Annotated in this window: 22 protein-coding genes; 18 read left to right on the top strand and 4 right to left on the bottom strand. The window is 67.4% G+C overall.

Going from position 1 to position 17,870, the window contains the following annotated elements:
* Positions 1 to 236: 236 nt before the first annotated feature.
* From P7B02_RS03690 to P7B02_RS03710, 5 genes are all read left to right on the top strand, one after another.
* The gene (locus P7B02_RS03690; protein ID WP_277784951.1) at positions 237 to 803 is read left to right on the top strand and encodes a helix-turn-helix domain-containing protein; all 567 of its coding nucleotides are present in this window, start codon (positions 237 to 239) and stop codon (positions 801 to 803) included.
* Between the two features lie 3 nt (positions 804 to 806).
* Positions 807 to 2,018, top strand: coding sequence for a type II toxin-antitoxin system HipA family toxin (locus tag P7B02_RS03695; protein WP_277784952.1), 1,212 nt, complete (start codon positions 807 to 809; stop codon positions 2,016 to 2,018).
* Positions 2,019 to 2,191: 173 nt separating this feature from the next.
* Positions 2,192 to 4,804 (top strand): PAS domain S-box protein, encoded by a 2,613-nt coding sequence (locus tag P7B02_RS03700; protein WP_277784953.1) that lies wholly within the window; start codon positions 2,192 to 2,194, stop codon positions 4,802 to 4,804.
* A gap of 209 nt (positions 4,805 to 5,013) precedes the next feature.
* Positions 5,014 to 5,424: a BLUF domain-containing protein gene (locus P7B02_RS03705; RefSeq protein ID WP_277784954.1), complete on the top strand. Its 411-nt coding sequence runs from the start codon at positions 5,014 to 5,016 to the stop codon at positions 5,422 to 5,424.
* Between the two features lie 47 nt (positions 5,425 to 5,471).
* Complete coding sequence (locus P7B02_RS03710; RefSeq protein WP_277784955.1) at positions 5,472 to 5,783, top strand: NIPSNAP family protein; 312 nt, start codon at positions 5,472 to 5,474, stop codon at positions 5,781 to 5,783.
* Here the strand turns inward: P7B02_RS03710 and P7B02_RS03715 are convergent.
* On the bottom strand, positions 5,741 to 7,060 hold the full coding sequence (locus P7B02_RS03715) for a dicarboxylate/amino acid:cation symporter (protein WP_277784956.1): 1,320 nt from the start codon (positions 7,058 to 7,060) through the stop codon (positions 5,741 to 5,743). The genes P7B02_RS03710 and P7B02_RS03715 overlap by 43 nt on opposite strands.
* 114 nt (positions 7,061 to 7,174) lie before the next feature.
* On the opposite strand from P7B02_RS03715, the gene P7B02_RS03720 reads away from it, so the two are divergent.
* From P7B02_RS03720 to P7B02_RS03730, 3 genes are all read left to right on the top strand, one after another.
* A complete protein-coding gene (locus P7B02_RS03720; protein WP_277784957.1) occupies positions 7,175 to 7,708 on the top strand; it encodes a sigma-70 family RNA polymerase sigma factor in 534 nt (177 codons plus the stop codon).
* A gap of 14 nt (positions 7,709 to 7,722) precedes the next feature.
* Positions 7,723 to 8,016, top strand: a complete 294-nt coding sequence (locus P7B02_RS03725) for a helix-turn-helix domain-containing protein (protein ID WP_277785171.1) — start codon at positions 7,723 to 7,725, stop codon at positions 8,014 to 8,016.
* A 71-nt stretch (positions 8,017 to 8,087) separates the two neighbouring features.
* Positions 8,088 to 8,315 carry a DUF6894 family protein gene (locus P7B02_RS03730; protein WP_277784958.1) on the top strand — a complete coding sequence of 76 codons (228 nt, stop codon included), beginning with the start codon at positions 8,088 to 8,090 and terminating at the stop codon, positions 8,313 to 8,315.
* 61 nt (positions 8,316 to 8,376) lie between these two features.
* Here P7B02_RS03730 and P7B02_RS03735 read toward each other — a convergent pair whose 3' ends face one another.
* Entirely contained in the window at positions 8,377 to 8,736 is a 360-nt protein-coding gene (locus P7B02_RS03735) for a DUF6766 family protein (protein ID WP_277784959.1), read from the bottom strand.
* Positions 8,737 to 8,917: 181 nt separating this feature from the next.
* Here P7B02_RS03735 and P7B02_RS03740 point away from each other — a divergent pair, with 181 nt between their 5' ends.
* From P7B02_RS03740 to P7B02_RS03785, 10 genes are all read left to right on the top strand, one after another.
* Positions 8,918 to 9,925, top strand: coding sequence for an SDR family oxidoreductase (locus P7B02_RS03740; RefSeq protein ID WP_277784960.1), 1,008 nt, complete (start codon positions 8,918 to 8,920; stop codon positions 9,923 to 9,925).
* A 96-nt stretch (positions 9,926 to 10,021) separates the two neighbouring features.
* On the top strand, positions 10,022 to 10,186 hold the full coding sequence (locus P7B02_RS03745; protein ID WP_277784961.1) for a hypothetical protein: 165 nt from the start codon (positions 10,022 to 10,024) through the stop codon (positions 10,184 to 10,186).
* Positions 10,183 to 10,431 carry a hypothetical protein gene (locus P7B02_RS03750; RefSeq protein WP_277784962.1) on the top strand — a complete coding sequence of 83 codons (249 nt, stop codon included), beginning with the start codon at positions 10,183 to 10,185 and terminating at the stop codon, positions 10,429 to 10,431. The genes P7B02_RS03745 and P7B02_RS03750 overlap by 4 nt, the downstream gene beginning before the upstream one ends.
* Positions 10,432 to 10,436: 5 nt before the next feature.
* The gene (locus P7B02_RS03755; protein ID WP_277784963.1) at positions 10,437 to 10,751 is read left to right on the top strand and encodes a hypothetical protein; all 315 of its coding nucleotides are present in this window, start codon (positions 10,437 to 10,439) and stop codon (positions 10,749 to 10,751) included.
* 74 nt (positions 10,752 to 10,825) lie between these two features.
* The gene (locus P7B02_RS03760) at positions 10,826 to 11,026 is read left to right on the top strand and encodes a hypothetical protein (RefSeq protein WP_277784964.1); all 201 of its coding nucleotides are present in this window, start codon (positions 10,826 to 10,828) and stop codon (positions 11,024 to 11,026) included.
* A 114-nt stretch (positions 11,027 to 11,140) separates the two neighbouring features.
* Positions 11,141 to 11,734, top strand: a complete 594-nt coding sequence (locus tag P7B02_RS03765) for an SRPBCC family protein (RefSeq protein ID WP_277784965.1) — start codon at positions 11,141 to 11,143, stop codon at positions 11,732 to 11,734.
* Positions 11,735 to 11,755: 21 nt separating this feature from the next.
* Entirely contained in the window at positions 11,756 to 12,949 is a 1,194-nt protein-coding gene (locus tag P7B02_RS03770; protein ID WP_277784966.1) for a zinc-dependent alcohol dehydrogenase, read from the top strand.
* Positions 12,946 to 13,734, top strand: a complete 789-nt coding sequence (locus tag P7B02_RS03775) for an SDR family NAD(P)-dependent oxidoreductase (RefSeq protein ID WP_277784967.1) — start codon at positions 12,946 to 12,948, stop codon at positions 13,732 to 13,734. The genes P7B02_RS03770 and P7B02_RS03775 overlap by 4 nt, the downstream gene beginning before the upstream one ends.
* Positions 13,735 to 13,755: 21 nt before the next feature.
* Complete coding sequence (locus P7B02_RS03780) at positions 13,756 to 14,001, top strand: hypothetical protein (protein WP_277784968.1); 246 nt, start codon at positions 13,756 to 13,758, stop codon at positions 13,999 to 14,001.
* Positions 14,002 to 14,019: 18 nt separating this feature from the next.
* Positions 14,020 to 14,211, top strand: a complete 192-nt coding sequence (locus P7B02_RS03785) for a hypothetical protein (protein ID WP_277784969.1) — start codon at positions 14,020 to 14,022, stop codon at positions 14,209 to 14,211.
* 137 nt (positions 14,212 to 14,348) lie between these two features.
* On the opposite strand, the gene P7B02_RS03790 is transcribed toward P7B02_RS03785, so the two are convergent.
* Both P7B02_RS03790 and P7B02_RS03795 read right to left on the bottom strand, forming a co-directional pair.
* Positions 14,349 to 15,206 (bottom strand): aspartyl protease family protein, encoded by an 858-nt coding sequence (locus tag P7B02_RS03790; protein WP_277784970.1) that lies wholly within the window; start codon positions 15,204 to 15,206, stop codon positions 14,349 to 14,351.
* On the bottom strand, positions 15,203 to 17,845 hold the full coding sequence (locus P7B02_RS03795; protein WP_277784971.1) for a SwmB domain-containing protein: 2,643 nt from the start codon (positions 17,843 to 17,845) through the stop codon (positions 15,203 to 15,205). The genes P7B02_RS03790 and P7B02_RS03795 overlap by 4 nt, the downstream gene beginning before the upstream one ends.
* Positions 17,846 to 17,870 lie beyond the last annotated feature (25 nt).

The raw sequence follows: 17,870 nt of genomic DNA on the forward strand, positions 1-17,870 counted from the left end.
CACGATGAATTCGACGCCGACACCGATGTCCACGAAGAGGTCCGAAACGCCGCCAGGGCTCTTTTGGAAGGCGTCCAGGCGACACGGGTCGGCAAGATGGTCTTGGCTGGGAACGCGCTGGAGCCGCCCGCCAAAAGTAGATCCGGGTTGCGCCCGGCGACATAGGCTGATGATCGACGCAATTCGATGCGCTTAAATGCATCGACAACGATGTCTGATATGGTTTTATATATCTGATGTCGTCGTTGTCGCTTTCAGAGCAAATCCGCCTCGCCCGCATTGGCAAGGGGTGGTCGCAGCGAGAGCTGGGTCGTAAGGCCGGCATGCCGCAGGCGCATATCTCCCGTATCGAGAGCGGCGCAGTGGACGTTCGCCTCTCAACGCTCATGGAGATCGCGCGCCTCGTCGATTTAGAAGTGCTGCTGGCGCCCAAAAAAGCCATTCCGGCGGTATTGTCGCTCGTGCGGCAAGCCGGAAACTTGCAGGACGCCCGTGTCGCTCGCGGCGCCATGGCCAGGCTTCACGCGGTCCTTGAAGAGTTCGAAGGCTTTGCAGCAGCCTATCCCCGGTCGGAGCGGCTCGAGGCCCTCACGACGTCGGCGGCCGAGATCGCTGCCTTCGTAGGGCCCCGGGATGCGGATGAGTTGGAGGCGGCGCTGGCCCCTCTTCGTCACACAGATGGCAGCGCGCCGATCGACCCGGCCCGTCTGGCCGAAGCGGCGCAACGGCTGCGGGCGCTGCGGGATCGGCTGGCCCGACCGGCGGCGGCGCGCCCGGCCTACAGCCTCGAAGACGAGGATTGATCCATGCAGGTTCTGGAGGTGCTTCTGCATGATCGGAAGATCGGAACCCTGACCGATCTGGGCGGCGACCGCAGCATCTTCGCCTTCGACGAGGACTATGCCCGCGATCCCTTGCGGCCGACCCTGAGCCTCTCGTTCAAGGACGAGCGGGGCGGGCTCCTGGTCGACCACGCGCCGACACAAACCAAGCTTCCCCCCTTTTTCTCGAACCTTCTTCCGGAGGGAGCATTACGCACCTTCCTGGCTCGGGGGGCCGGCGTCAAACCAATGCGGGAGTTCCGGCTGCTGTGGGCTCTGGGGGCGGATCTTCCCGGCGCCGTGGTCGTTAGGGCGCCCGACGGATCAAGGCCCGAGGCCGGCCGGCTTCAAGAGCAGGCCGCCGGAGCCGCGGGCCCTTCGGACGCCCTGCGTTTTTCTCTCGCCGGTGTGCAGCTGAAGTTCTCGGCGCTCGCCGACAATGAGCGGGGCCTGACAATTCCCGCCAGCGGCCAGGGAGGCGACTGGATCGTAAAGCTGCCGTCCCCTGGGTTCGCCGGCGTCGCTGAAAACGAGTACGCCATGATGCGCCTGGCCGCCGCGTCGGGAATCGAGGTTCCCGCCACGCGCCTCGTTCGAATGGAGGAGATCGGCAACCTTCCGGCAGGCCTCATCGACAAAGCCGAGCTGGCCTACGCCGTCGAGCGGTTCGACCGCTCCGCGAGGGGACGCGTTCACATTGAGGACTTTGCTCAGATCCTCAGTGTCTACCCCGAAGACAAGTATGATCGCGCCACCTACCGATTCATCGCCAAGGTGCTCTGGCTCGAGACCGGTGAGGCGGGCGTCACCGAGTTCGTTCGCCGCCTCGTGTTCAGCGCCCTTATCGGCAACGCCGACATGCATCTGAAGAACTGGTCGCTGATCTATCGGGACGGTCTCAACGCCGCCTTGTCGCCAGCCTACGATCTGGTCTCGACCATGGTCTATATTCCCGACGACGGCGCCGCCCTGAAGGTCGCACGATCAAAACGCTGGGACGAATTCTCACTCGAGGAGCTCGTCAACCTGGCCGAACGCGCCCGGCTTCCGAAGCAGTTGGTGCTGACCACGGCCCTGACGATGGTGGAGGCCTTTCGGGAAGTTTGGACGGCTTCAAGCGCTGATCCGTCGATCCCCGCCGGTGTGCGTCAGGTCATCGAACGGCAACTGCGGACCGTCCCCCTCGCCCGGCGGTGATCCTTTCGGCGCTAGGTCGAACAGCCTCCCGTGCGGCGCACGGCCTTTGCATGGACAGCCCCCGGACGTAGGAACGCTCGTCGCGGCCTATCCAAGAACCGATGCGCGCTTTGAGGGTTGTAATTCTTCGTGCCGCCAGCCGCAGGCGGATGGACGCGGGACCGAGGCCGACATTGACGAAAAGTGCTGACTCCGAGACCACCCTGCGGGCCCTCGACGCTGAGCGCATCGCCAACGAGCTGGTCGGTCTCGACCGCGGCACAGATCCCTTCGTGGCCGCCGTGCGCGCCACGCGCATGCCGATGGTCATCACCGATCCGCGCCGGGCCGACAATCCGATCGTCTTCGCCAATGATTCCTTTTGCGCCTTCACAGGCTATGACCGCGCCGAGGTGCTTGGCCGCAACTGCCGGTTCCTCCAGGGACCGGACACCGACGCAAAGACTGTCGAGGCGATCGCCAGGGCGGTCGATGAGGCCGCATCGCTGAAGATTGATATCCTCAACTACCGCAAGGATGGCTCGGCGTTCTGGAACCGCCTGTTCCTGGCCCCCGTGCCCGACGCACATGGCGATCTTGCCTACTTCTTCGCCAGCCTTGTGGACGTGACGGATGAGCGCGGACGCCTGGAGGGCCTTGCGCGCGACAATGAACGTCTCACCGCCGAACTGACCGCCAAGGCCAACCTGGAACGCGAACGGGACCGTGAGCTGGCGCTGGCGATGCAGGCCGGCGGCATGGGGGCTTGGAGCGTTGACGTGCAGACCCGGTCGCTGACCGACACCGAAGGTTACAGGCTGCTGATGGGATGGCCCGTCGACCGGCCCATGTCCTACGAAGACCGGCAGACCCTCATTCACCCCGAAGACCGGGACGCGGTCCGGGCCCAGAGCCAGGCGACCATCAGCGAGGGGGCGGAATACAGGATCAATCACCGGATCGTCACGCCCGCGGGCGAGACCCGCTGGATGGCCGCGCGCGGGGTTCTTATCGAGGACGCCGACGGCGCACCCTTGCGGATTGCCGGGGTGACGATCGACGTAACCGCCCAGCGGCGGTCCGAGCGCATGAGGTCCGCCCTGATCGAGCTGAGCGATCGTCTCAGGGATCTGCAGGATCCGGCCGACATCTCCTACGCGGCCGCAGAAATTCTCGGCCGCACCCTCGAGGTGAGCCGGGCCGGCTACGGCTTGGTCGACAGGGAGGCCGAAACCATCACCATCGAGCGGGACTGGAACGCCCCGGGCATCAAGAGCCTGGCGGGCGTGCTGAACTTCCGCGAATTCGGCTCCTACATCGAGGACCTGAAGATCGGCAGGACGGTGCTGATCACCGACGCCAGGACCGATCCTCGCACGACCCAGTCCGGCGCCGCCCTGGAGGCGATCAGCGCCCGCGCGGTGATGAACATGCCGCTGACCGAGGACGGCGGGCTGGTGGCTCTGCTCTATCTCAACCATCGTGACGCCCGCGCTTGGCCCGAGGATGAGATGGCCTTCATCCGCGACGTGGCCGAGCGCACGCGGGCGGCGACCGAGCGCCGGCGCGCCGAGCGCGATCTGGCCCTTCTGGCCGCCTCGCTCGAACAGCAGGTGGAGGAACGCACGGCGGCCCTGATGGAAGCCGAGTCTGCCTTGCGGCAATCGCAGAAGATGGAGGCGGTGGGCCAGCTGACCGGCGGCATCGCTCACGACTTCAACAACCTTTTGACCGGCATCACCGGCAGCCTCGACATGATCGCCAAGCGGCTGGCCGAGGGACGAGTCCTGGAGACCGACCGTTTCATCACCGCCGCCCAGGGCGCGGCGCGTCGCGCTTCGTCGCTCACGCACAGGCTGCTGGCCTTCTCCCGGCGCCAGACCCTGGAGCCTCAGCCCACCGATATCTGCAAACTTGCCGCCAGCATGGAGGATCTCATCGTGCGGACAATGGGTCCGGCCGTGCGTGTGGAGAGCGTCCATGCCGCCGGGCTGTGGCCCGTTCACGTGGATCGCGGGCAGCTGGAGAATGCGCTTCTCAACCTGTGCATCAACGCGCGCGACGCGATGCCGGACGGCGGGGTCCTGACCATCGAGACCGGCAACCGCTGGCTCGACCGTCGATCGGCCGAGGAGCGGGAGCTGGAGCCGGGCCAGTACGTCTCGCTTTGCGTGTCGGACACCGGCGTCGGCATGCCCGCCGAGGTGGTCGCCCGCGCCTTCGAGCCCTTCTACACCACAAAGCCCATCGGCCAGGGCACCGGCCTGGGGCTGTCGATGATCTACGGCTTCGCCAAGCAGTCCGGCGGGCAGGTCCGAATCTATTCCGAGCCGGGCCAGGGGACGATGGTCTGCCTCTACCTGCCCCGTCATCTTGGACAAGTGGACGACCAGATCGAAGAGGAGGCCGATCCGCAGCAACCGCCCCGGGCTGACGACGGCCAGACCGTCCTCATCGTCGATGACGAACCGACCGTGCGGATGTTGGCCTCCGAGGTCCTGGCCGAGCTTGGTTATACGACCATTGAGGCGCACGATGGCAAAAGCGGCCTCGCCATCTTGAACACCAACAGGCCGGTGGATCTGCTCATCACCGATGTGGGCCTGCCCGGAGGCATGAACGGACGCCAGGTGGCCGACGCCGCCCGGGTGGCGCGGCCGGACCTGAAGGTGCTGTTCATCACCGGATATGCCGAAAACGCCGTCCTCAGCCATGGCCACCTGGACCCCGGCATGCAGGTCATGACCAAGCCGTTCGCGACCGACGAGCTCGGGCGCAAGGTCAAGGCGATGCTTTCGGATCAATGACGCCGCCCACGGGGCGTCGGGGCGCGATCATCCGAACGTGACCGGCGCGCGCCCAAGCCTTCGGATGACAAGGCAGGTTTGTCGCATGGACGACATCGCCGTGGAAGAATCTAAGCTAGACAACATGCGGGCGGCGCAGGACGCGGCCTCGTCCTTCGACCGTAAATCCGCTCCTGGTTTCATCACCGGGCGTCAGCCTCGGAGCCCTCATGCTGCGCATCGCCTATTTCAGTTCAGCAGCGGGCCAGCCGGACAGCGGCGCCCTCGACGCGATCATCTCGACGTCACAGCGCAACAACGCGGATCTCGGCCTCACCGGCCTCCTGTGCCATCACGACGGCAGCTTTCTCCAGTTCCTGGAAGGGGAGGATGACGCGGTGAACGCGATCTTTCAGCGCATCGTGCGCGATCCGCGTCACAAGGACGTGCTCAAGATGATGTGGGAGCCGGCCGAGCGGAGGGCTTTCGCCGACTGGTCCATGGCTCTCGTTCACGTGGACGAGGTGGGGGCGGAGCATCAGGCCTTCTGTTCCGGCCTTCGCCAGGTGACGGCCGGCGCCCCCGGTTTCGACTCCGGAATGCAAAGCCTGCTCGACAGCTTCCGACGCTGGCTGCGCTGAGCGCGCTTGCCCTTGCCCCGACCGTCCGAGCGGGCCACATCAGTCAGATGATCACCTGCGTCGTCGAGTACACGATCGATCCGGCGAAGATCGAAGCCTTCGAGGCGTTCGCTCGCGCCTGGATCGTGCTGGTCCGCAAACACGGCGGGGTCCACCACGGCTATTTCCTTCCGGGCGAGGGCGCCAGCGACAAGGCCATGGCGCTCTTCAGCTTCGAGAGCCTCGCGGCCTATGAAGCGTACCGCGCCCTATTCGGGGTCGATCCGCAGTTCGTCGCCGCGGACCGCATCCGCGACGAGAGCGGCTGCGTCCTGCGCTACGAGCGCACCTTCATGCGGCCTCTGCTGCCGGAAGCGTGAGCCGCGGCCTCGCCGCCGACCACCCGCGCCGCCGCCAGATCCCAGGTGACGTTGCCCACGGTGCGCCACAGGTCAGGAAGCGTCTCCACCGCCAGGAGGATCGGCAAAAGACCCACAGGCACGCCCATCGCCAGGCAGATCGGGGCGATGGTGGCGAAGAACGACACCTGGGCGGGCAGCCCGACCGCGGCGAGACTGACCGCCGCTGCGACCGCCACGCCGACGCCGATGGCGCCGGGCTCCAGCGCCACGCCGTGGGCCGAGGCCAGCCAGAGCGCCACCGCCATATTGGCCGCCGCGCTCGACATTCGGAACACCGAGACCGCCAGGGGCAAGATGACCTGCGTCGCCTGCGGGGCCACGCCGATGCGGGCGGCGGCGGCGGCCATGGCCGATAGGGACGCCAGGGACGACTGGGTGCCAAGAGCGACGGCCTGGACGGGGACCGCTGCGGCGGCGAAGCGTCCGAAGCCGTTGCGGGTCCCCAGAGCCACGAACAGATAGGCCGCCGCGGTCACCGCGGCGCAAGCCGCGGATATGACGAGCAGATAATGCACCAGCGCGCCGGTGACGCCGAGCCCGAACCGCGCCCCGACGCCCGTGGCGAGGGCGAAGACGCCCAAGGGGCCGATCACGAGCACCCAGCGCACGATCACGAGAACCGCAGCCGTCACCGCCTCGAAGAAGGTGATGACCGAGGCGCGAAGGCGCTCATCGATCCGGTTGACGGCGAGCGCGAACAAAAGAGCGAAGACCACCAGGGGCGCGATCGCCGTCTCCGCCGCCGCCTTGATGGGGTTGGTGGGAATGACGCCGCGCCACCAGGGCGCGTCAGCCGGCGCAGGAACCGAAGCGGCCGCCGAGGCGGCCAGATCGCCGGCCGCCCGCGGCTGGGGCAGGCCCCAAAGGACCGCCACGCTGACCACGGCCGAAAGCGCGCAGGCGCCAAGGAGAAGAACGGCGAACCACGCCGCTGTGCGCGCCACCAGCCTGGGCGCCGCCTCGCCGCCCGCCGCGGCGACGCCGGTGACGATGAGGCCGAATACGAGCGGGACGACCGTCATGGTCAGGGCGTCCAACCACAGCTGGCCGAAGGCGGCGGCCAGTTCCAGCGCGCCTTGCGCGGGGGCGCCGATCCGCCCCGCCCCGACGCCGGCGCCAAGGCCGAGGATCAGGCCGGCCAGCAGCAGCAGCGAGCCGCCGGCCACGGGCCTTGCGGAAGCGGCCGGCGACTTGGCGCCGGGGGCCTCGGCGGTGGACGGGGGCGCCTGTTTCATGAGTGCTCAACGCCGTCGAACAAACTTGGCTGCACAAGAAGAAGCGCCATCAAAACAAGCCTTTGTCGGGTCGAGCACTTAGGAACGTCACCTCACACCGCGCCTTATGGGGCCATGGATCAGGCGACACCAGAGTTCACCATCGAGCTGGCGGAACATCTGCCGGCCATGCGGGCCTTCGCGGCGGGACTGTCGGGCTCGCGCGTCGAAGGTGACGAGCTTGTGCAGGAAGCCTCGCTTCGCGCGCTCACTCACCACGACAAGTACATGCCCGGCACCAACATGCGCGCCTGGCTGCTGACCATCATCCGCAACTGCTTCTACAGCCAGCATCGCAGACAGCGGCGCTTCGTCGACCGGCCGGACGATTCCCTCGATCCCGCGGTCGAGCCGGATCAGGAATGGCGGATCCGCCATGGCGAACTGCTCGCCGCGCTGGACGAGCTGCCGTCCTATCACCGCGAGGCGCTGCTCCTGGTCGTCGTTCACGACCTGTCCTATGAAGAAGCCGCCCTCGCCCTCGACTGCAGCATAGGCACGATCAAGAGCCGCGTCTTCCGGGCCCGCACGATGCTGGCGGACGCCCTGGACACCGAGCGTCCGCGGCTCAGGCAGACCCGTTCATCGGCGGAGCACGCCGCGCTCTGAGGTTCGCCGGCAGACTGGCTCACCTGGTCTGCGAGCTTTACCACCGCTTGGCCGCGGCGAGTCTGGCCGCCAGCGAAGTGATGGAGCTTCCGCTCACCCAGACTGATCTTGCCGATTGCCCGGGCCTGTCGGCGGTGCACGTGAACCGCACCTTGCAGAAGCTGCGCCGATCGGGGCTTCTTAGCCTGGGCGTCAAGACCGCGGAGCTCCTGGATCTGCCTGCGCTCGAAGCGGTGGCCTCCTTCTCGGCCGATTACCTGCATCCGGACCGCCGCACGATCTCCGCCCGGCGGCGAGAACGCCTCTGAGGCCTTCGGAACGCCGCTGCGGTCAGATGTGTTTTCGTCAGGCTTTACCCGAACAGGCTCACCGGACGGCCATGAAGACCTACTACTTCCACACCGAGGACGGGCGTCCTCACAATGACGAATTCGGCGTCGATCTGCCCGACCGGGCGGCGGCGCAACAGGAGGCCGTGCGCATGATGGCGGACCTGATGAAGGACCGGCCCGGAAATGTGCTGGAGAATGGCCACTGGCAGGTCGTGGTCGGCGACGAGACGCGCCGACAACTGTTCAGGCTCGAATTGCGCCTCGTGGAGGAGTGAAGGCCCCGCCGCGGTCCCGGCAAACGCCTCTCGCCCGCCGGGCGACTGGCGGACACCCGCCTCAGCGGCCGGGGTAGCGTTCGTCCAGGGCGCGTATGATTTCATCGGCTTGTTCGGGGTCGACCCGCCTGAGCAAGGCGTCCAGCTTGCCCTCCATGCGCTCGTCGTCACCCCGCGATTGAGGCGAGCCGGCATAGTAAAGCAAGGCTAGTCCGCCGACCTGCCAGGCCAGCTGCAGGAACTCCGATTGCCAGTTTTCGAAAGTGTCTCGCGCCATCAGATTGAGGTACGGCCCGACCTCGACGGCCTGATGGTGGGCCGCTTGCTCGTCGGCGAAGGCTAGCCAGCCGAACAACCAGTGTCCGACCAGGGAGCCGGCAAACAGGATCAGGGTCACCCATAGAAAACTGTATCGAGCCATAACGGCGCACTCCATGCGGACATCAGCTCTTGCAACGGCGCTCACCGCAGGTTGCTTCCGCGCCCTTGCACATTGCGCCGGCCCATGGCCCGGCAGGGGGGCGATATAAATTTGCCGCCAAGCTGAAACTCTTCGGGCGCCGGCCGGTTGGGGCGACGTAGACAATCGTCAGGACCTTCCGATGACCCGCCACACCCCTTCGCGCCGCGGCCTTGTCGGGGCCATGACCTCCGGCGCGGCCGTGCTCGCCGCCGGCGCCGCGCCGGCGGCCGGTCAGGCCCGGCCCGCCGCCGACGCCTTGCCGCAGGCGGTCATGCGCAATCCGCTCACCCAGCATCCCAAGCCCCCGTTTCCCAAGCAGCAGCAACCCTGGCCCGGACTTGCCAGCCGCATGAACCCGCGGCCCGATCATGGGGAGGAGAGTTATAAGGGAACCGGACGGCTGGTGGGCCGCAAGGCGCTGATCACGGGCGGGGACAGCGGCATCGGCCGCGCCGCCGCCATAGCCTATGCTCGCGAAGGCGCCGATGTGGCCATCAATTATCTGCCGGCCGAGGAAAGCGATGCACGCGAGGTCGTGCAACTGATCCGAGCCGCGGGGCGCAAGGCCGTGGCGATCCCCGGCGACATCACCTCCGAGGCGTTCTGCGGGCAGCTGATCGATCGCGCGGTCAGGGAGCTGGGCGGTCTCGACATCCTGGTCAACAACGCCGCCAAGCAAGGCTCGCAGCCGTCGATCCTCGACATCACCACCGAGCAGTTCGATCAAACCCTGAAGACCAATCTTTACGCGCTCTTTTGGATCACCAAGGCGGCGGCGCCCCATCTGCGTCCCGGCGCGGCGATCATCAACACCGCCTCCGTGGTCGCCTATGATCCGCCCGAGAACCTTCTCGACTATTCGGCCACCAAGGCCGGGATCGTCAACTTCACCAAGTGCCTCGCCAAGCAGCTCGCCGCCAGGGGCGTGCGGGTCAACGCCGTGGCCCCGGGCCCGTTTTGGACTCCGCTTCAGCCCAGCGGCGGACAGGACCCCCAGAAGCTGCCCCAGTTCGGCGCCGACACCCCCATGGGCCGGCCCGGCCAGCCGGCCGAGTTGGCCGCGGTCTATGTGACCTTGGCCTCGCAGGAATCCAGCTACGCGACCGGACAGGTCTATGCCGCAACCGGGGGGAGCGGCGGGCCGTAAGCCGACCAGAAGACCATTTCAGCCGGCGGCTCCGGTTTGAGGACCGCTCGGCGCCACCGGATGAAAGACGTCAGCAGACAGAACAGCGAGGATTGCATGTCCGACGAACGAACAGGGGCGGCCACATCCGCCCGCCTCGACAAGGCGCAGAGCCGCGCCCGGGCGGCCCGCTACCGGGCCAGGGCTTTGGGCCCTTCGGACCGGGCGTTCGGCGCGCGACCCGGCTTCGACGCCGACCGACTTCGGGAGGCGTTCGCATGATGCTGCGTCTTCCCGCCATGGCCACCCTGGCGGCGCTGAGCGTCGCCGGTTGCTCCGAGCGCACGCCGCCGGCCACCCCGGAGAGCCAGAAGGACGCGGCTTCGGCCTCCGCCCCGGCCGGGTCGGCGGCGCAACGCGCTCCGACCGATCCGCAGGCGCCGGCGCCCGGGGCAGCGGCTCCCGCGCCCACTGCCGACACCCGGGGCCATGACAATCCGAACCAGGCGCCTCAGCAGCCGCGCTGACCGCCTTGACCCAGAAGACTTGCGACGGCCGCTACATCATCGTGCGGGGGCGGCTTTGGCGAGCCAGCAATCCGGCCTTGCCCGCCTCGATCCGCGACGAACTCGTCGGGCGGCTGATGGCCGCGCGCCGTCAGGTGGCCGCCGCCAGGCGCAGCGGCGACCTTGCGGCGCTGCGGCAGGCGCGCCTCGCCGTGGACAGCGCCAAGCACGGTTTGGGAGAACGTGGTCCGGTCTGGTGGAGCGACGGTGCGCCGGATCTTTCCAGGCGTCTGCTTCGCAACACCCCCTACGCGGGGGAAGACGCCCCGCCGGACAAATGAAGGTCTGCGCAGCTGCCGGGAACTAGCGGCCCCGCGGCCGGCTTGCCTTTGCGAGACGCCAACGGAGACGAGACATGTCATTCATCACCTGGGAGATGGCCTTCCCTATCGGGGTCATCCTGCTTGGGCTGGCCCTGGCCTGGGGCCTGCTCAGATACAAGAGCCGCAACAAGGCCATCGACCGCGTCAGCGAGGACGCAACCCGCGCCCAGTACGCCGACCCCGAAAGCTACGGCCGCAAGGAGCAGGGCTTTCGCGAGCAGTTGAAGGACTGAAGCCCCGGCGCGCCCGCGGCGTTCCTGCCGCCGCCGCCCCACCGGCAGATTACAACCTTCGCCCTGGGAACTGGGGGGGCGTCCGCAGGTTTGCCCCGCATCAAGGAGAACGAGATGGCCTCGCAAGAAGAGAACCTGCGGCGCGCGCTGGAGAGCGACGCGCCACTCACAGCCGCGGTGCACCAGCGCGACGTCGCCAGGCAGGCGGCCGAGGCGCGCAACTGGGACGAAGCGTCGATGGTGGGGCGGACGGTGACCATCAACCGCCCCCGCGAGGAGCTCTATGCGTTCTGGCGCGATTTTCGAAACCTGCCCCTGTTCATGGAGAACATCGTCTCGGTGGAGGTGCTCGACGACCGGCGCTCGCGCTGGACGGTGGCGGCTCCGGCCGACCGCACAGTCCAGTGGACCTCCGCCATCACCGACGACGAGGATGGCCGGCTGATCGCCTGGGAGGCCGAGCCCGGCGGCGACATCAAGAACGTCGGCCGCATCACCTTCCGCGACGCGCCTCCCGGACGGGGGACGGAGGTCACCGCCGAGATCGTCTACGATCCTCCCGGCGGCGACCTCGGCAAGCTGATCGCCAAGCTTTTCGCCAAGGAGCCCAAGATGCAGGCGCGCCACGATCTGAGGCGGTTCAAGCAGCTCATGGAGACCGGCGAGATCTCCACATCCCAAGCCCCCGACGCGGCGCCCCGCGCCTGACCCCGACAAAAAGGATCGCCCATGCGCGCCCTCACCTGGCACGGCAAACACGATGTCCGGATGGAGACCGTTCCGGACCCGAAGATCGTCAATCCCCGCGACGCCATCATCAAGATCACCTCAACGGCGATCTGCGGCTCGGATCTGCATCTCTACGACAGCTACATTCCGACCCTGCACAAGGGCGACATCCTTGGCCATGAGTTCATGGGCGAGGTGGTGGAGACCGGGCCGGGCAGCACGCTGCGCAAGGGCCAGCGGGTCGTCGTCCCCTTCGTCATCGCCTGCGGCAAATGCTTCCATTGCGAGAAGACCCAGTTCGCCGCCTGCGACAACTCCAATCCCGCCGAAAAGGCCGACATGTCGGAGGTCATGTACGGCTATCCCATGACCGGCGCCTTCGGCTACTCGCACCTCACCGGCGGCTATGCCGGGGGGCAGGCCGAGTATGTCCGCGTCCCCTATTCGGACGTCGGCCCGATCGTCATTCCGGACGGTCTGGAGGATGACAAGGTTCTGTTCCTGTCGGACATCCTGCCTACCGGGTGGATGGCGGCGGAGAACTGTGACATCGAACCGGGCGACACGGTGGCGGTCTGGGGCTGCGGCCCGGTGGGGTTGTTCGCCATCCAAAGCGCCTTCCTGCAGGGCGCCCACAGGGTGATCGCCATCGATCACCACCCCAACCGTCTGGCGCTGGCCCAGTCGATGGGCGCGCAGATTCTCAACTATCACGACGTCAAGGTGCGCGAGGCGCTGTTCGAGATGACGGGCGGCATCGGCCCGGACGCGGTCATCGACGCCGTGGGCCTGGAGAGCCATGGCTTCACCATCGACAATGTCCTCGACGCGGTGAAGGCGACCGTGAAGCTGGGCACCGACCGCCCCCATGTGCTGCGTGAAGTGATCCTCGCATGCCGCAAGGGCGGACGCGTCTCTGTGCCCGGCGTCTATGGCGGGATGGGCGACAAGATCCCCATCGGCGCCCTCATGGAGAAGGGCCTGCAGGTCAAGACCGGCCAAACCCATGTCCAGCGCTACACCAAAAAGCTTCTGGAGATGATCGGCGAGGGCGAGATCGACACCACCTTCCTCATCAGCCACCGCCTTCCGCTCGAGAATGCGCCGGAGGGCTACAAGATGTTCAAGGAGCAACAGAACGAGGTGACCAAGGTCGTTCTCAAGCCCGACTGGGACAAGGAGGTCGTGCAATGACCGAACTTCGCCCTCTGGCCGTCGTCACCGGCGCCTCCAGCGGCATCGGCTACGAGCTGGCCAAGCTTGCCGCGCAGAACGGCTACGACCTGATCATCGCCGCCGACGACCTCAGTCTGGTGGAGGCGCGAGAAGCGCTGAAGGCGACGGGCGCGGCTGTCGAGGCGGTGATGGTCGACCTTGCGACCACCGACGGCGTCGACGAACTGCTCGACCGCATCGGCGGCCGCCAGGTCGACGCGCTCCTGGCCAACGCCGGCCACGGCCTTGGCCACGCTTTCCTCGATCAGACCTTCGACGACATCCGCCATGTCATCGACACCAACATCACCGGCACGGTCTACCTGCTCCATCAGATCGGCCGGCAGATGCGCGACGCCGACCAGGGCCGCATCCTGATCACCGGCTCCATCGCCGGTTTGATGCCGGGCAGCTTTCAGGCGGTCTACAACGCCACCAAAGCCTTCATCGACAGCTTCGCTTGGGCTCTGCGCAACGAGCTGAAGGACACCAACGTCACCGTCACCTGTCTGATGCCCGGTCCGACGGACACCGAGTTCTTCGCCCGGGCTGATCTGCTCGACACCAAGGTCGGCGCCGATCCCAAGAAGGATGATCCGGCCGAGGTCGCAAAGACCGGCTTCGAGGCGATGATGAAGGGCGAGGGCGACGTGGTGATCGGCTGGAAGAACAAGCTTCAGGCCGCCATGGCGGCGATCACCCCGCAGAGCGTCCTTGCCGAGCAGCATCGCAAGATGGCCGAGCCCGGCGCCGACAAATCCTGACCAACCTTTGAGGAGTTCAACGTGACCGACGCAGAACGCGAAAGCGATATCGACGCCCTGATCGCCGCAACGCCCAATCTCGTGGCCGAAATCAACGCCGTAAAGGAAGTCGTTCGCCGGCTGGCTGCCCTGGCGGCGCGCGACGAAGAAGCCCGCAGCTTTCTGGCGCAGCCGGTGGGATACGGCCAAGAGGCCGATCCCGAAGCCGAAACCCTGGCCAGACAGGTGAGCGAGAAGATCAGTCAGATCGTCGGCGCCGCGGCCTGATCAGGGGAGGAAGAAGCCATGGACCTGACAGATGAAACCGTCGCCGACGCCCTGGAGGTGCAGGTCGTCGATGGCGGCGTGAGACTGAGCGGATTTGACGGCGCATCGACGCTCCTCACCCGCTCGGCCGCGGCCGAGACCGCTCGGCGCCTGCTGCATGCGGCAGGTGAGCAGGAGGAGACGGCGACCTATCAGAAGCCGCTGGGCTGACCCAGCGGCCGCCACGTGTCCCGGCGTCGGACAGATTAGAACCCTCCGCCGCAAGGCCGCTCGCCGGGCCCGATGTACGGGGCGACGCGCTCAAGGCATGGCCCGGGTCGCGCCCTTGGACCCGCTGGGCGTCGGAATCAAGGCCGCCGGGCTCCGTTCGAGGACGCGATCCAGGCTCTTGCATGCGCCAGATCCAGGGTCACGACGTGGCGGCTGAGGAAGGGCTGACCCAGGTTGCCGTCCATGATCATGTCGGCGACCACCACCGGACTGTCGGCGACGATCCCGGGCGCGACCTCATAGACCAGGCGTTGCTCCTGCCGCTCGGGCCTCAAGCCGAAAAGCTCGGCGTAGTCTTTGGCGATCAGGCTGACGCCGCCCGCTCCGCTGTCGAGGGTCAGCCACGCCATGCCGGCCTTGGTGGGCACGCCCATGAAGACGGTGAGACAGGCCCCCGAACATTCGCGCGCCAGCCGCAGCGGAACCTCGGTCGCCGTGGCGACCCGCCGGGCCAGACTTTCGTCGGTCTCCAGGGTGAGCGTCGCGGCGGCCTGATCCAGGGTGATGACCTTGCCGTCGAAAGCGTCGAGCGACAGCAGACCGTCGGGCTTGCGGTCGGCGCCCCAGCGATCGCCCCAGTCGATGACTCCGACATCGGCGCTGGTCAGCGCGACCTGGCCGGAGGCGATCGCCGCCTGATCGCAGCGCGGTCCCGATCCCGGCTCGCCGAACATGTTGAAGCCCGTCGTCCGGCCCCAGAACCGGCAGTCGACGCCCTTGGCGAACTCGGTCTCCAGCAAGGTTCGTCCGCCGCCGGTGTCGAGGAAGAAGCGGCCGGTCTTTCCGTTGACTGTGACCGACACGGTCCAGAGCGCCTTGCGGAAGCGCTCGAGCTTGATGACTTGGGGCGGTGTCGCTTCGGCCGCCGAAACCGGCGTCGCCGGCGCCGTGGACGCAGTCCAGAAGAGCCCGCAGGCGATGAGCGCCGCTCTCATAGACCCTCCGTGGGATAGGCGATCCCGGCAAGCTCGATCCGGCTGGCGATGAACTCGTGAGCGGCCTCGTAGTAGTGACCGACCTGCGATTTGACGCCGGCGCTGATGATGTAGCCGACCATGGCCGCCTTGGCGCCAAGCTCGCTTGCGCCCAGGGCGCGGAAGTAACTCTCCTTGCCCTCAATGTAATCGAGCGCCAGCTGCGGATCGAGGCTCGCCGCCCTCGCCTCGTCCTCGCCGATGATGGCGTCATAGGCCTTGGCGACGGCCGCCTCGAAGGTAAGCTCGCCGTAGGCGGCGGCGAAGCCGGCCTGGCCGGCGCCGTGTACGCCCAGGTTCACCGCGAAGTTGATGTAGCGGTTCTCGATGCTGAACACGGCGTAGTAAGCGTCGGTCAGGTCGTTGGGATTGGCCGCAGAATCGATCAGCCATTCAAGTCCTTGCGCTGACGGCGCGCCGCCCGTGAAGAACCGGTAGGCGTCATGGGCGACGCCCGTGGTCGGCATGGCCAGTTCGATCAACGCCTCGCGCGCCTCGGCCTGCGAGATCAGCCCCGCCTCGAGCTTGTCGGCGACGGCCTGCGCGACCACGGCGACGGCATGCAGCGGATTGGCCACGACCCGGCCGTCGGCGAGTGTCACCGTCGGCGCAGCGGCCTTGGGCGACTGCAGATCGGCGCCGACGGCGACGCCGCCCAGGTCCATGAGGCCCGGCTGCTGACCCGGCTGAGGCGGAGGCGGAGCCGGCGGGGTGTCGTCACCCCCGCCCTGGGGCGGCGGGGCGGCGGTGAGATTTTGCACCGGCCGGCCGCTGAAGCCCGCCGCGTCGACCCCGGCCAGGCTTTGCACCACATTCTCGTCATCGGCGGCCGGGTCGGGATCGGCATAGCCGACCGTCACCGCCTGATCGTGGGCGACCGGCGCCGCCAGGGTCAGCACGACCGTATGGCCGTCGGCGCCGAAGCCCGCCGAGGCGACATTCGCCGAGGCGCCGTCCACAAAGACGGTGAACGCCGCCGGATCCAGCGCCGTGGCTGCATCGAGCGCCAGATCGAACCGAAGGATCAGGTGCGCTCCGGCGACATTGCCTGAAACCAGCACCGGGCCCGTCGGGGCGGGTGTCGCTCCTATGATGATGTCGCGGGTCACGGTTGAACTTCGATTGCCGGCCGAGTCCCTGGCGACAGCGCTGAGGGTCTCGCCGCCATCGCCCATGACGGCCAGATCGTCGACGGTGAGGGTGTAGGTCCAGCTGCTCCCCGCAACCTCCGCGGCCCGCGTCACGCCCGCGAACGACAGGGTCACGGTGGAGCCGGCTTCGGTCTGGCCTGAGATCACCACATCGGTCTCGCCGGCGTCGATCACGTCATCGCCGGCGACCGTCCCGATGCTCGGCGTTGTCGGCGCCACGGTGTCGATAGTGACCGTCCGCGTAGTGCTGGGGCCGACATTGCCCGCCGGATCCACCAGCCAGAAGGTCAGGATGTGCGCGCCGTCCCCCAAGGCCTCGATCGCGGCGGGCGACAGATCGAACGTGAAACTGCCGCCGGACGCCGCCGCCTGACTGTCGACGCCGCCCAGACGCATGAACGCCGTGGAGCCGGCCTCCCCCGAGCCGCTGATGGTGAGGGCGTGCGCCTCGGCCGCGTTGATGACGCTGTCGCCGGCGATGGCGTCGATCGCAGGCTCGGCCGGCGCGATGGTGTCGACCGCCAGCTGACGCGTCGCAGTCTGGCTCGCATTGCCGGCGGCGTCCACCGACCTGACCGTGATGAACTGAGCGTCCTGTCCCAGATTGACGTAGTCCGCGGCGACAAGGGCGTAGCTGTAGCCGCCGTCAGGGCCTGCCGTCACTGAACGGGTCAGGCCGCCGAGGGTGATCTCCACGGTCGATGCGGCTTCAGCCTTCCCCTCGATGACCACCGTTGATGCGGCTTCGGTGATGTTGATGCGGTTGTCGCCTGCGATTGCGTCGACGTCGGGCCTGTCCGGCGCCACGGTGTCGATCTCGACATTCACCTCCACCGTATTCCAGGACGCCGAAGCGGAGGCTCCGTCATTGGTGCGGATCCGGGCGCCGGCCAGCTGAAGTCCCTGCATACTCAGATCGTGACCGTGATCGGCCGACTGAACCGTGTAGACGAACGTCAGGTTCGTAGTCGTGGACTCGGTGGCGCTGTAGAGGGCGCGTCGGCCGTTCCCGAGATCGAGATAGGGCGCGCCGTCGACACTCACCTCCTTGTCTGACGCCACCTCGAAGATGATCGTCTGCCCGGCGCGCACGAGCCCGACGCCGGAGGAGGTGGAGATGGTCGGCTCCGAGAGCACCGCGCCTTCGCCGGGCACGGTCACCAGAACCGAAGCGCTTTGCGTTCCGTCGAAGACCGAGACCGTCACCGCGGTGAGGAAGAGCTCATAGATCGCCGGATGGGTCTCAGGGGCGATGTAGCCCTCGAAGAAGCCTCCCCATTCGACCTCGTCGGCGACCTCGATCTGGATAGTGACCGCGTCATCGCCCGCGCCGAAGGTGACCTGCAGGGTCGAGCCGGGCGTCGCGCCCTCGCCCCGGATGGTGATCGGCTCGCCGCGCTCCGGGCCGGCCAGGTGGTTGTCGTCGCCGACCGTGAAGATGATGGACATGAGGTGCGTCCTTTCGAAGGGCGGC

It is taken from the genome of Caulobacter segnis (assembly GCF_029543125.1).
Classification (GTDB): Bacteria; Pseudomonadota; Alphaproteobacteria; order Caulobacterales; family Caulobacteraceae; genus Caulobacter; species Caulobacter segnis_D.